Source organism: Amycolatopsis albidoflavus (genome assembly GCF_039525725.1).
Classification (GTDB): domain Bacteria; phylum Actinomycetota; class Actinomycetes; order Mycobacteriales; family Pseudonocardiaceae; genus Amycolatopsis; species Amycolatopsis albidoflava.
In genome coordinates this window covers 234,395-247,898 of the sequence record NZ_BAAAHV010000005.1, presented here as the reverse complement: position 1 = coordinate 247,898, position 13,504 = coordinate 234,395, and the positions used below count along the sequence as shown (strand labels likewise).

Sequence of the window (13,504 nt, the reverse complement as noted above, 5' to 3'; positions counted from 1 at the left end):
CCGACGCGATCCCGCGTTTCGGTCCAGTCGGTTGGGTGCGGGCGGGAGTGATCGCGGACTGGCTGGGCCGCTCGTGATTCACGGCAGCGTTTGGTCCTATGTGGACAATGGGTGACGACGTCGGTGCTGGCGACGGGCGGTGGTGGTTTCGAGCGGGTGTGGGGGCTGGTTTTGAAGCGCTGAGGTTTCCGAGAACGGCCGGTGCTCCTTTGTGGGGTGCCGGCCGTTTTGTGCGGGGATGGGCTGGGCGGTCGCCGGTGCTGCGGCGTTTGGGGGAGGGGGTGCCTCCTGAATGGGCGACGCGTCGGGGTCGGTTTGCCCAGGATGCTGGGCATGGGCTGCCCCGGTCGCGGGCTGTCGGTGGGTATCCGTATTGTTGCGCAGGGTAAGGCAAGGTTACCCTAAGAAAGGCGGTTCCATGGCGGATGCGCCCTCAGCGCTGGCGGCCTCCAAGCCTGGCGTGGCTTCGGCGGAGTGGCTGGCCGGAGGTTTCGGCGGCGCGGACCGGCTGGCCCAGTTGCTGCCCGCGGCATTGCGCGGGATGGCGGCGGGCACGGCGGAACGCGGCGGTCCGGTCCCGGTCGGTGGCCCGGCCGCGGTGGCGGCGGCACTCGCCCGCGGCCAGTCCTCCGGGCTCGCGCGGCACGGAGTGGGCGCTGAACAAGCCCTGGAAGAGCTGTCTGCCCTGCTCGCCGCCGGATCCGCCGATCCCGCCGACCCGGCGTGCGCCGCGCATCTGCATTGCCCGCCGTTGGCGGTTTCCGTCGCCGCTGACGTTGTCGCCTCCGCGCTGAACCCGTCCATGGATTCCTGGGACCAGGCCCCGGTCGCGAGCGAGATCGAGCGCGAGTTCACCACCGGCCTCGCCCGGCTCTGCTACCCGGATGCCGTCCGTCCGGACGCGGTCATCACGTCCGGCGGCACCGAATCCAATCTCCTCGGCCTCCTGCTCGCTCGGGAATCCGGTGTCATGCGACCGGTTTGCGGGGCGAATTCGCACCACAGCGTCGCCCGCGCGGCGTGGCTGCTTGGGCTCCCCGCGCCGGTAGTGGTGCCGTGTGCGGACGACCGGATGGTGTCGTCCGGGCTGGCCGAGGCGTTGGCGCCGCTTGGCGCGCAGGCCGTAGTCGTCGCGACCGCCGGCACCACGAACACCGGCCGGATCGACCCGTTGCCGGAGATCGCCGAGATCTGCCGCCGGACCGGAGCGCGGCTGCATGTCGACGCGGCGTACGGCGGTCTCGCGCTCTGCAGTGAAAGCCTCCGCTCCCGTGTCGCTGGTCTGGAGCTGGCCGACTCGGTCGCACTTGACCTGCACAAATTCGGCTGGCAACCGGTCGCTGCTGGCGTCTTCGCAGCGCGCGCCGAGACTGATCTGCAGGCGCTCACCGTCCGCGCCGAGTACCTCAACGCCGACGACGACACCGAAGCCGGACTGCCTGATCTGCTCGGCCGTTCGCTGCGCACGTCCCGGCGTCCGGACGCGTTCCGGATGGCGGTCACGCTGCGCGCGCTCGGCACGTCCGGGATCGGTGCGCTGGTGGAACGCTGCTGTGCCAACGCTTCCGGCGTCCACGCGATGGTCGAGGACCATCCTGCGCTGCGGTCTTGGGGAGCACCTGAACTGTCCACAGTGGTCTTTCGGCCGGTGGCGGCGGACGAGTTGCCGGGGTTGGCTGGGGACGACCTGGTCGCGCAGGTACGGCGCACGTTGCTGGAAGACGGCACCGCGGTGATCGGCCGCGGCGCGTTGCCGACCGGTCCGGACGGTGCTTCGCAGCTGTGGCTCAAGCTCACTCTCCTGCATCCGCACACCAAACCCGCTGACTACCGGACGCTGCTCGACGCGGTGGCCACCGTCGCCGTGGACCTGCGCATGAGCGTCACGCGGGAAAGCCCGGTCGCGTCGTGAGGCGCTACGACGTCGCCGGGGTCGGAATCGGGCCGTTCAATCTGTCGCTGGCCGCGCTGGCGGATCCGCTCGACCAGTTGGAGGTCGTGCTGTTCGACACGCGCCCTGAGTTCCGCTGGCACCCCGGGCTGCTCCTGGACGGCGCGACGCTGCAGGTCCCGTTCCTCGCCGACCTTGTGACGCTCGTCGACCCGACCAGCCGCCACTCCTTCCTCAACTACCTGCGCGAACGCGGCCGGTTGCTGCCGTTCTACTTCGCCGAGCGGTTCCATCCGTCGCGCGCCGAGTACGACGATTACGGACGCTGGGCGGCGTCCCGGCTGCCGTCGTGCCGGTTCGGGCACGAGGTCGCCGGGCTGCGTTGGATCGACAGCGAGGAGGCGTTCGAGCTGACCGTCAAGGGCGCGGAACCGGTGCTGGCGGCGGCGGTCGTGCTCGGCGTCGGCACTCAGCCGAGCGTGCCGGAACCGTTGCAGCCCTTGGTTTCCGCGTCCGACGTGCTCGCGCTGCACTCCGCGGACTACCTCACCCGCCGATCCGAGCTGCTCGCAGCGGATTCGGTGACGGTCGTCGGTTCCGGGCAATCGGGAGCCGAGGTGTTTCTCGATCTGCTGCGTTCGCGGTCCACTATGGACGGTCTGCGCTGGCTCGCGCGCACTAATGCCTTCGCGCCGATGGAGTACTCGAAGCTCGGCTTGGAGCAGTTCACCCCGGACTACACGGCGTACTTCCACGGGCTTCCCGAAGCGGTTCGCGACCAGCTTCTTCCGACGCAATGGCAGCTCTACCAAGGGATTGACGCCGAGACGATGGCCGAGATTCACGACGAGCTGTACCGCCGGAGCATCGGCGGCGGCTGGCCAGGTGCGGTGCTGACGCCGGGCGTCGAGGTGGTGTCCGCAACCGTCGGCGAGGAGATCGAACTGGGGCTGCGGCATGTCCAGCAAGGAACGACCGCTCTGCATCGGACATCCGCCGTGGTAGCTGCCACCGGCTACGCGGAGACGCCGACCGGGCCGCTGCTGGAAGGCCTCGGCGACGCGGTCCGCCGCGACGCGCAAGGGCGACTCGTGATCGGTGCCGACTATCGCGTCGAGCTCGACGTGCCAGGGCCGTTGTTCGTCCAGAACGCGGAACGCCACACACACGGCCCCGGCGCGCCGGATCTCGGGCTCGGCGCGTGGCGAGCCGCGGCGATTCTCAACGCGGTATGCGGAAAACCGGTGTACGACCTGCCCGAACGGACGGCGTTCACCACGTTCGGCCTCGACCAGACGGAGGACCAGTGACCCTGACCGACGACGCCGCTTGGCGGGCCGCGGGCTCGCTCGTCACGCATAAAATGCTCGGCGAGTTGTCCTACGAAGCGATGCTGGTGCCGACGCCCGGCGAACCGACGCGGGCGGGGCATCGCAGCTGGCGACTCGACCTGCCCGGCGACGTTTCGTACCGTTTCGAGGCACGCCGAGGCGCGTTCGAATCGTGGACAGTGTTGCCCGGCAGCGCAATCCGGCTTGCCAACGGCTTGGAGACTCCGGCGGACGACCCGCGCACGCTGGTCGTCGACGCGCGCGAACGTCTTGGCCTCACCGGCCTCCGGCTCGCTGACGTCCTCGCCGAGCTGACCTCGACAGTCGCCAACGAGGCGACCCGGCTGCTCCGCGCACCGACCGCCGCCGCACTGTCCACGATGGACTACAACCTCGCCGACGGCCATCTCACCGGCCATCCTCGGCTGGTGCTCAACAAGGGCCGCGTAGGGTTTTCCGCCCGCGACCGCGCGCGTTACGCGCCCGAGTCCGGTGCCGACATCCGGCTGCGCTGGTACGCCGTGCATCGCGATCTCGCACAGTTCCGCAGCGTGGCCGGGCTCGACGCGGAAACCCTGCTGCGGGAGGAACTGGACGACCAGACCCGCGCGGAGTTCACTGCCCGCACGGCTCGTCTCGGAGCTCTCGCCGACTACGTCTGGGTGCCGGTGCATCCTTGGCAGGCGGACGAAATCATCGGCACGCTTTACGCCGCCGAACTGGCGACCGGCCGGATGGCCGAGCTGGGGGAGAGCAGCGACGTCTACCGCCCGCATCAGACCGTGCGGACCTTGGCCAACCGGTCACGGCCCGGCCGCCGTGACGTGAAAACCGCTGTCTCCGTGCGCAATACGCTCGTCTACCGCGGCCTGAACTCGGCGGCGACGCTCGCCGGGCCGTCGGTCACCGAATGGCTGCGCGGGATCGACGCGGCCGACCCGCTGCTGTCCGAGAAGTACCGCTTCGAGCTGCTCGGCGAGGTCGCGAGCGTTTCGGTGCGGCATCCGCTGTTCGGCTCGCTGGAGGAACTGCCGTACCGGTTCCACGAGACGCTCGGTGCGTTGTGGCGCGAGCCCCTCGTCGCCCGGCTCGCCGACGGGGAGCAAGCGATCTCCTTCGCCGCGCTGCCGTACCGCGACGCAGCCGGCGAGACCGTGCTGACCAGGCTGATCACGCAGTCCGGCGACGGTGCGGAGGCGTGGTTGTCGCGGCTGTTCGACCTGCTGCTCACACCGTTGCTGCATTGGCTGCTCCAGTACGGCGTTGGATTTTGCCCGCACGGCCAGAATTTGGTGTTGGTGGTGGACGCGGACGGCCGCCCGTTGCGCGTCGCGATCAAGGACTTCGCACAGGGCGTCGACCTGATGGACGAGGAACTGCCCTGCTACGCGGACCTTCCGCCGGACGCCGATGCCGACATGCTGCGCTGGCCCGCGCACCTGCTCGCCCAGTCGTTGTTCAGCTCTGTCTTCTCCGGTCAGCTGCGGTTTTGGGCGGAGTTGCTGCTGGATGATCTCGACCTGGCCCGCAGCGACTTCTGGGCGTTGGTGCGCGAGGTGGTCGGCCGCTATCGCGACGAAAACCCTGACGTGGCTGAGCGATTCGACGCTTGCCGGCTGTTCGCGCCGGACGTCGAGCGCGTCACGCTCAACCGCGAGCACCTCGCCGGACAGGGTTTCGACAAGGTCGAGCGCGACGACGAGTTCGACGTTCGCTGGGGCCGCGTGCCCAACCCGTTGCACGCGCCCGATCCGGACGGTGCCTGGTGAGCCCGTTCGACCGTCCGGTCGGGCCGCGATCGCTGGCCGTACGCGCGGAAGCGGGCTCGGCGGCGGCGGAGGTGCTGCGTCGGGTGTTGGCCGAGGACAGCGCTCGGCTGATGCTTTTGGTGCCCGATCCGCACGCGCGGTTCGCGGCGGTCGAGCTGGCCGCGCCGTTCGCCGCCGAGGTGCTGGACAGCGGATACGGCGTGTGCAGTTACATCTTCGCTTGGACGCCGGAGCGCGAGCCGCTGCCGGAGACCGGCCCGCTGAAGCCGTATCTCGGCGGGTTCGGCGACCTGCGCGTGCATCTCGACGCGGCGACGGCGTTCCCGCTCGGCGACCAGACCTGGGCGGTCGTCGGAGACACGGCGTTCCCGTCCGGCGAACCGGCGGGGCTCGCACCGAGGACGGTGTTGCGGACCCGGCTGGCGCGGTTGGAAGAACACGGGCTGGTTCCGTCGATCGGGATCGAGCACGAGGTGGTTTTCCGGAACCTGGAAGGAGATCCGCTCACCGGGCACGGCGTGGACTACGCCGTCGGCGGCACCGAACGCCTCGCACCGCTGCTGTCCGATCTGCGCTCCGCGACGGCCGGTCTCGGCGTGGAATCGGCGCGCGCGGAGTGTCATCCGGGTCAGTACGAGGTCGTCCTGCGCCATCGTGACGCGCTCGCGGCCTGCGATGATGCGTTGTTGCTGCAGATGGTGACCCGGCGGGTAGCCGCCGCACATGGTGCGCAGGCCGACTATCTGGCCGCGCCGGAGGCCGGTCAGGGGAATTCCTGCCACGTCCACCTGTCACTGTCCACTTCAGACGGGCCGGTCGGGTTTCCGTTCGCGTTGGGCGCTTTTCTGGCCGGAGTGCTGCGGGACGCGCGGGCGTTGTCCGCGGTGTGGGCTCCGACGTGGAACAGCTACGTCCGGCTGCGCACCGCTCCGTTCTCGCCGCGCGAACTGCGCTGGGGGCCGGATGACCGGACGTCCTCGATCCGGCTGTGCGGCACGTCGTCCGCGCCACGGCTGGAGTTCCGCTTCGCGGGTGCGGATGCCCAGCCGCACCTGGTCGTCTCCGCGCTGATCGCCGCCGGTACGGCTGGTCTGGCCGAGCAGCTGTCACCGCCTGACGCGGGTGTTCTGAGCGGACAGCTGGCGTCGTCGCCCTGGGAGGCGTTGGCGCTGCTGGAGGAGGGGCGGGTCGCCGAGTTGTTGGGGGAGGACGTCGCCGCGCAGCAAGCCGCCTTGGTGCGCGAGGAGCTCGACGCGGCGCTCGGGTCAGTCTCCGATCTGCACCGCCGCCGGGGCGCATTGCGGTCCTGACCAGCTGAATTGGTGTTGACGAGCCGGTGACGACCCGGTCGTGAGGACTTGCGCGGACCGCCGCGAGTGCGCAGGCTCGGGGCCGTGAGCGAATACGAGTACGACCTCATCGTCATCGGCTCGGGCCCGGGAGGGCAGAAAGCCGCCATCGCGGCGGCGAAACTGGGGAAGAAAGTCGCCGTCGTCGACCGGCACGACATGGTCGGCGGCGTGTGCGTCAACACGGGCACCATTCCGTCCAAGACACTGCGCGAAGCCGTGCTGTACCTGACCGGGATGAACCAGCGCGAGCTGTACGGCGCGAGCTACCGGGTGAAACAGGACATCACCATCGCGGACCTGATGGCGCGCACGCAGCATGTCATCGGGCGCGAGGTGCAGGTGGTGCGCGCGCAGCTGCTGCGCAACCACGTCGACCTGATCGGCGGCATCGGCTCGTTCGCCGATCCGCACACCGTCCTGGTCGACGGCAAACACCGCGGCGACCGGCGCACGATCACCGGCGATTACGTCGTGATCGCGACCGGCACCCGTCCCGCGCGGCCGGACCACGTCGACTTCGACGCCGCGCGCGTGCTCGACTCGGACGAGATCCTGGCGATGGAGACGATCCCGTCCTCGCTGGTCGTGGTCGGCGCGGGGGTGATCGGGATCGAGTACGCGTCGATGTTCGCCGCGCTCGGTTCCCGGGTGACCGTGGTCGAGCAGCGCGACCAGATGCTCGACTTCTGCGATCCCGAGATCGTGGAATCGCTGAAGTTCCAGCTGCGCGACCTCGGCGTCACGTTCCGGTTCGGGGAGAAGGTCGCGAACGTCGCGGTCTCCGACGACGCCACCGTGACGACGCTGGTCAGCGGCAAGCGGATCCCGGCGGACGCGGTGATGTACTCGGCAGGCCGCCAGGGCATGACCGGCGCGCTGACGCTGGAGAACGCGGGCCTCGGCGCGGACAAACGCGGCAGGCTGGAGGTCGACGAGCACTACCGGACTTCGGTCGAGCATGTGTACGCGGTCGGCGACGTGATCGGCTTCCCGGCGCTCGCGGCGACGTCGATGGACCAGGGTCGTCTCGCCGCGTACCACGCGTTCGGCGAGCCGGCGAACGACATCGGCGCGTTGCAGCCGATCGGGATCTACACGATCCCGGAGATCTCGTATGTGGGCGCGACCGAGGCTCAGCTGACGTCGTCGTCGGTGCCCTACGAGGTCGGCATCGCGAGGTACCGGGAGCTGGCGCGCGGCCAGATTTCCGGGGACAGCTATGGGATGTTGAAGCTGCTGGTCTCGACGGCGGACCGGAAGTTGCTGGGAGTGCACGTATTCGGCACCGGCGCGACGGACCTCGTGCACATCGGACAGGCGGTGATGGGCTGCGGCGGGACGGTGGATTACCTGGTGGACGCGGTGTTCAACTACCCGACGCTGTCCGAGGCGTACAAGGTGGCGGCTCTCGACGCGACGAACAAGATCCGTGCCTTGGAGCGATTCTCCGGCTGAGCTTCCGCCTCGCTCGTTCGAGGGGTGTTCGAACATATGTTTGACACAGCTTTAGAACATGTGTTCGACTGTTGGGGTGCGTTGGGAACAGTTGCGAGCGGGGAAGGAGGAGCCGGCACTCCCCGGTCTCGGTGCCTTCGGGGATGTGGTGCGCTCGGTGCGGGCACCGGAGTTCGGCGGCGTCACCTTTCACGAGGTGCGCGCCCGGTCCGTGCTGAACCGGGTGCCCGAGTCGTCCGCGGTGCCGTTCCGGTGGTCGGTCAATCCGTATCGCGGGTGTTCGCACGCGTGCACGTACTGCCTCGAAGGCGACACGCCGGTGCTGATGGCCGACGGCCGCTCGAAGCCGATCGCCGACCTGCGCGTGGGCGACCGGATCATGGGCACGCGCGGGCACGGCGTCGCGCGCCGGCTCGTGCCCACCGAAGTGCTCGCGCACTGGACCACGGTGCGCCCGGCGTACCGCGTCACGCTCGACGACGGCACGCGGATCGTCGCCGGACCGGACCACCGGTTCCTCAGCGCGCGCGGCTGGAAGTACGTCACCGGCAGCAAACTCGGCACCGCGCAACGTCCGCACCTGGAGCCCGGCACGGAACTGGTCGGCGCCGGCCGGTTCGCCCGCACGCCGGACGACACGCTCGGCTACCGCGCGGGGTATCTCTGCGGAATGCTGCGCTCCGGCGGTTTCGCCGCGGAATCGGACGCCGCCTCGCGAGCGCTGGCCTACCTGCCCGATTTCGGCTCGTCAGTGGGCTTCATGCGCATCCCGAGGGAGCCGGACGCCCACTGGGCGCGCGGATTCCTGGCCGGACTCTTCGACCTGGCCGGCGGTTACCGGCGCGGCACGCTCTCCATCGCGCACGACGAGAACGAAGTGGTGGACATGCTGTTCGCCGCGCTGGACCGGTTCTCGTTCAGCTACGACATCGTCGGCCACCGCCAGCACCCCGGCCGCAGGCAAGCCCGGCTCACCGGCGGCACCGGCGAGGTGCTGCGTTTCCTGCACCTGGTCGACCCGGCGGTCGAATGGAAACGCTCGCTGGACGGCACCGTCATCGGCGGCGTCCGGCGCACGGTCACGAGCGTCTCGCCGCTGGGGCTGGAGCTGCCGCTGTTCGACATCACCACGGGCACGAGCGATTTCGTCGCCGACGGGATGGTGTCGCACAACTGCTTCGCCCGGAACACGCACACCTACCTGGATTTCGACGCCGGCCGGGATTTCGACACCCAGGTCGTGGTGAAGGTCAACGCCCCGGAAGTGCTGTCCGCGCAACTGAAACGCCAGAGCTGGCAACGAGAACCGGTCGCGATGGGCACGAATACGGACCCGTACCAGCGCGTCGAAGGCCGCTATCGGTTGATGCCCGGGATCATCCGCGCACTCGCCGATTCCGGGACGCCGCTTTCGATCCTCACCAAGGGCACCATGCTGAGCCGGGACCTGCCGCTGCTGGAGGCGGTGAGCAAGGACGTCCCGGTGCACCTGGCAGTGTCACTGGCCCTGCTGGACGGCGACCTGCAACGCCGCCTGGAACCCGGCACCCCCACCCCGCGCGCCCGCCTGGACCTGATCCGCAAAGCCGCCGAGGCGGGGCTGCCGTGCTCCGTGATGGTCGCACCAGTGCTGCCGTACTTGACGGATTCGCCCGAGGCGCTCGACCCGCTTTTCGCCCAACTCGCCGAAGCCGGCGCGACCAGGGTGACGGTGCTGCCGCTGCACCTCCGGCCAGGCGCGCGGGAGTGGTTCGCGGAGTGGCTGAAGCGGGAGTACCCGGAGCTGGCCCCGCGCTACCGCCGCCTGTACGCCAGGGGAAGCTACGCCGACCGCGGCTACCGAGAACGCCTGGCCACGGTGGTGGGCCCACTGCTGCGGCGACACGGGCTGGACCCTCGGGCGCCTCGGGCGCATTCGGAAACCCGAGCTGAGCCGGACCGGCCAGAGGAAGCCCGGGCCGCGGATGCGACGACGGTGCCCGAACAACGAGCGGGGGAGGCGGAGCAACTGCGGCTCTTGTGACTTGCCGGGGCCATGTGACTTGCTGGTGGCGGCGCAGAGCTGGCCCCGCCGCAGGGAGCGGCTGGCGATCCCGTGCCGCGGGCGTCCCTGAGCCCGCTATGCGATTGACGCGGGTGTCCCGGAGCCCGCCGTCCGATTGACGCGGGTGTCCCGGAGCCCGCCGTGCGATTGACGCGGGTGTCCCGGAGCCCGCCGTGCGATTGACGCGGGCGTCCCGTAGCCAGCCGTGCGATCCCTGCGGCGAGGCGGCCGATCGGACAAACCCTGCTTCGGCGCGGGCGGGCGGGCCCGGGGGCCGCCCGCCCGCGGATCGCTGCGAAACGCGCGGCGACCAGCGGGCCATCCCGCGTCTCCACGTGCAGCGCCTGCCTCTCCCGCTAGCCCGAGCCACCTCATCGAGCCCGCCCCGCCAGCCGAATTTGTCGCCCCGCGTGGCCCGGTCTGCCACCTGGGCACTCGCTGCCGCCTCGGCCACGCGGCCTGACCTAGCCCGCGTCACCGTGGACCGCTCCCGCCTGCATTCGCTGCTAACCCGAACCACCCATCAAGCCCGGCTCCACCAGGCGAATTTGTCGCCACGCGCGGCCCGCGCTGCCACCTGGGCACTCGCTGTCGCCCCGGTCACCCGGCCTGACCTAGCCCGCGTAACCCCGCACCTCTCCAGCCCCGCCTCTCCCGCTAACCCAACCCACCCCCTCCACGCCCGCCCACCACCAGAACCCGCCGCCCCTCCACACCCGCCCCCACCACCCCGACCCAAACCTGCCCGCGCCCCTCAGCACCGGGTTCGTTAGCCTCTGTATCCGGCGAAATGCGTGCTCGGCGAAACACCCGGACACGCCGCCGCACCCGAACTTCGTGGACCTAGGGAGAGCAGTCGCAGTGCTCCGCACTCATCAAGCCGGCACTCTGCGTGCCGGGCAGGCCGGTCAGACCGTCACCCTCACCGGCTGGGTGGCGCGGCGGCGCGATCACGGCGGAGTCATCTTCATCGATCTCCGGGACGCCAGCGGCGTCGCGCAGGTCGTGTTCCGCGAGGGCGAGATGGCCGAGCGCGCGCACGCGCTGCGCTCCGAATTCTGCGTGAAGGTCGTCGGCGAGGTGTCGCAGCGGCCCGAGGGCAACGCGAACCCCGACATTCCCACCGGCGACATCGAGGTGCTCGCCACCGAGCTCGTCGTGCTGTCCGAGGCCGCTCCGCTGCCGTTCCCGATCGACGACCGGGTCGACGTCGGCGAGGAGGTCCGGCTCAAGTACCGCTACCTCGACCTGCGCCGCAGCGGTCCGGCGGCCGCCATCCGGCTGCGCAGCGAGGTCAGCCGCGTCGCGCGCGAGGTGCTGCACGGGCAGGACTTCGTCGAGATCGAGACGCCGACGATGACCCGCTCCACCCCGGAAGGCGCCCGCGACTTCCTCGTGCCCGCGCGGCTCAAGCCCGGCTCCTGGTACGCGCTCCCGCAGTCGCCGCAGCTGTTCAAGCAGCTGCTCATGGTCGGCGGCATGGAACGCTACTTCCAGATCGCCCGCTGCTACCGCGACGAGGACTTCCGCGCGGACCGGCAGCCCGAGTTCACCCAGCTCGACATCGAGATGAGCTTCGTCGAGCAGGACGACGTCATCGCGGTCGGCGAAGCGATCGTGAAGTCGCTCTGGAAGCTGATCGGCCACGAGATCGCCACCCCGATCCCGCGGATCACCTACCGCGAGTCGATGGCGAAGTACGGCTCCGACAAGCCGGACCTGCGCTTCGACCTCGAGATCACCGAACTCACCGACTTCTTCGCCGACACGCCGTTCCGCGTGTTCCAGGCGCCGTACGTCGGCGCGGTCGTCATGGCGGGCGGGGCCTCGCAGCCGCGCCGTCAGCTCGACGCCTGGCAGGAGTGGGCGAAGCAGCGCGGCGCGAAGGGCCTGGCGTACGTCCTGGTCAACGAGGACGGCACGCTCGGCGGCCCGGTCGCCAAGAACCTGTCCGAGACCGAGCGCGCGAACGTCGCGGAAGCCGCCGGCGCGAAGCCCGGCGACTGCATCTTCTTCGCCGCGGGCAAGGTTTCCGCCGCGCAGCCGCTGCTCGGCGCCGCACGCGACGAGATCGGCCGCAAGCTCGGCCTGATCGACGAGGACGCCTGGTCGTTCGTGTGGGTCGTGGACGCGCCGCTGTTCGCGCCGGTCGAGGACATCGGCGACGACGTCGCGGTCGGCTCCGGCAAGTGGACCGCCGTGCACCACGCGTTCACCTCGCCGACCCCGGAGTGGATCGACAAGTTCGAGCAGGACCCGGGCAACGCGCTCGCCTACGCCTACGACCTCGTCTGCAACGGCAACGAGATCGGCGGCGGCTCGATCCGTATCCATCGCGAGGACGTCCAGAAGCGCGTGTTCGCGCTGATGGGCCTCGGCGAGGAGGAAGCGCAGGAGAAGTTCGGCTTCCTGCTCGAGGCGTTCCAGTTCGGCGCGCCCCCGCACGGCGGCATCGCGTTCGGCTGGGACCGCATCGTGATGCTGCTGGCCAAGGCCGACTCGCTGCGCGACGTGATCGCGTTCCCGAAGACCGGCGGCGGCTACGACCCGCTCACCGCGGCGCCCGCGCCGATCACCGCGCAGCAGCGCAAGGAAGCCGGGATCGACGCGAAACCGGCTGTCCCGCAGAGCAAACCGGCTGCCGCACAGGAGAAGTAGTGGCCGCGGACAGCGTGTCCGTTGAAGGCGACTGGCGGGGCGGGGTGGGCTAGTGCTGCACCTCAGGGCGATCTGCCCGCCGGAGCGCACTGACGAGACGCTGGAGCTGCTGCGCACCCATCCGGGCGCGGCGCACCTGATCGTGCACCGCGGGGCGTCCGTCTCGCCCGAGGGCGACCTCATCGAGGCGGACATCGCGCGCGAAGCGGCGGACGACATCGTCGACGCGCTGTGCACGCTCGGTCTCGACCGCAGCGGCGGCATCACCATGGAATCGCTGGACACAGCGCTTTCCGATGCCGCCGACGCGGCCGAGGAAGCCGCTCCCGGCGAAGGCGCGGACGCGGTCGTATGGCAGGAGCTGCTCGGCCGCACCGGCGAGGAATCGCGGTGGAACGCCACGTTCCAGGCATTCCTCGCCGTCGCGTGCCTGCTCGCCGCGGTCGGCGTGCTCACCGACTCGTCGGTGACGATCGTCGGCGCGATGGTGGTCGGGCCCGAGTTCGGCCCGCTCGCCGCGATCGCGGTCGGAGTGGTGCTGAGTCGTTGGGACCTGGTGTGCCGGGCCGGGCTCGCGCTGGCGGTCGGATTCCCGGTCTCCATGGCGATCACGCTGCTCGGCGTCCTGCTCGGCAGCACGGCCGGGCTCTTCGACCCGCACGCGATCGTCAACAACCACCAGGTCGATTTCGTGTACCAGGTCGGGCCCGCCTCGTTCGTGGTGGCATTGCTCGCCGGGGCGGCCGGAATGCTCGCGATGACGTCGGCGAAATCGGCCGCGCTCGTCGGCGTGTTCATTTCGGTGACCACCGTTCCGGCGGCCGGTTACGCGATGGTCGCGGCCGTCGCGGGGCGGTGGGACCGGGCCGGTTTTTCGGTGCTGCAGCTGCTGGTCAACCTCTTCGGAATCGTTCTTGCTGCGGCCATTGTGCTGATAGTTCGCCGACGCAAGCAACGTTCCGAGGCATTGCTGCGTCCGCTTTCCCGTGGGTGAATCCGGGCGC

The 13,504-nt window shown here is 70.1% G+C and carries 8 protein-coding genes; all 8 read left to right on the top strand.

The annotated features are described in order from the left end of the window. Positions 1–418 precede the first annotated feature (418 nt). The 8 genes from ABD156_RS05650 (at position 419) to ABD156_RS05615 (ending at position 13,494) form a co-directional block, all read left to right on the top strand. Positions 419–1,912, top strand: coding sequence for a pyridoxal phosphate-dependent decarboxylase family protein (locus ABD156_RS05650; RefSeq protein WP_344267416.1), 1,494 nt, complete (start codon positions 419–421; stop codon positions 1,910–1,912). After that, positions 1,909–3,201, top strand: a complete 1,293-nt coding sequence (locus ABD156_RS05645; RefSeq protein ID WP_344267414.1) for a lysine N(6)-hydroxylase/L-ornithine N(5)-oxygenase family protein — start codon at positions 1,909–1,911, stop codon at positions 3,199–3,201. Before ABD156_RS05650 ends, ABD156_RS05645 begins: the two co-directional genes overlap by 4 nt. Next, positions 3,198–4,991: an IucA/IucC family protein gene (locus ABD156_RS05640; RefSeq protein ID WP_344267412.1), complete on the top strand. Its 1,794-nt coding sequence runs from the start codon at positions 3,198–3,200 to the stop codon at positions 4,989–4,991. The genes ABD156_RS05645 and ABD156_RS05640 overlap by 4 nt, the downstream gene beginning before the upstream one ends. Then, positions 4,988–6,301 (top strand): type I glutamate--ammonia ligase, encoded by a 1,314-nt coding sequence (locus ABD156_RS05635; RefSeq protein ID WP_344267410.1) that lies wholly within the window; start codon positions 4,988–4,990, stop codon positions 6,299–6,301. Before ABD156_RS05640 ends, ABD156_RS05635 begins: the two co-directional genes overlap by 4 nt. A gap of 84 nt (positions 6,302–6,385) precedes the next feature. Continuing rightward, positions 6,386–7,798, top strand: a complete 1,413-nt coding sequence (gene sthA / locus ABD156_RS05630; protein WP_344267408.1) for a Si-specific NAD(P)(+) transhydrogenase — start codon at positions 6,386–6,388, stop codon at positions 7,796–7,798. A gap of 76 nt (positions 7,799–7,874) precedes the next feature. After that, positions 7,875–9,821 carry an intein-containing Rv2578c family radical SAM protein gene (locus ABD156_RS05625; protein ID WP_344267406.1) on the top strand — a complete coding sequence of 649 codons (1,947 nt, stop codon included), beginning with the start codon at positions 7,875–7,877 and terminating at the stop codon, positions 9,819–9,821. Between the two features lie 882 nt (positions 9,822–10,703). After that, positions 10,704–12,500 (top strand): aspartate--tRNA ligase, encoded by a 1,797-nt coding sequence (aspS, locus tag ABD156_RS05620; RefSeq protein WP_344267404.1) that lies wholly within the window; start codon positions 10,704–10,706, stop codon positions 12,498–12,500. A gap of 52 nt (positions 12,501–12,552) precedes the next feature. Then, on the top strand, positions 12,553–13,494 hold the full coding sequence (locus ABD156_RS05615) for a DUF389 domain-containing protein (protein WP_344267402.1): 942 nt from the start codon (positions 12,553–12,555) through the stop codon (positions 13,492–13,494). The last annotated feature ends 10 nt before the right edge of the window (positions 13,495–13,504 follow it).

Coding starts and splice junctions, on each gene's coding strand:
- ABD156_RS05650 (WP_344267416.1), top strand. CDS start 419: ATGGCGGATGCGCCCTCAGCGCTGGCGGCCTCCAAGCCTGGCGTGGCT.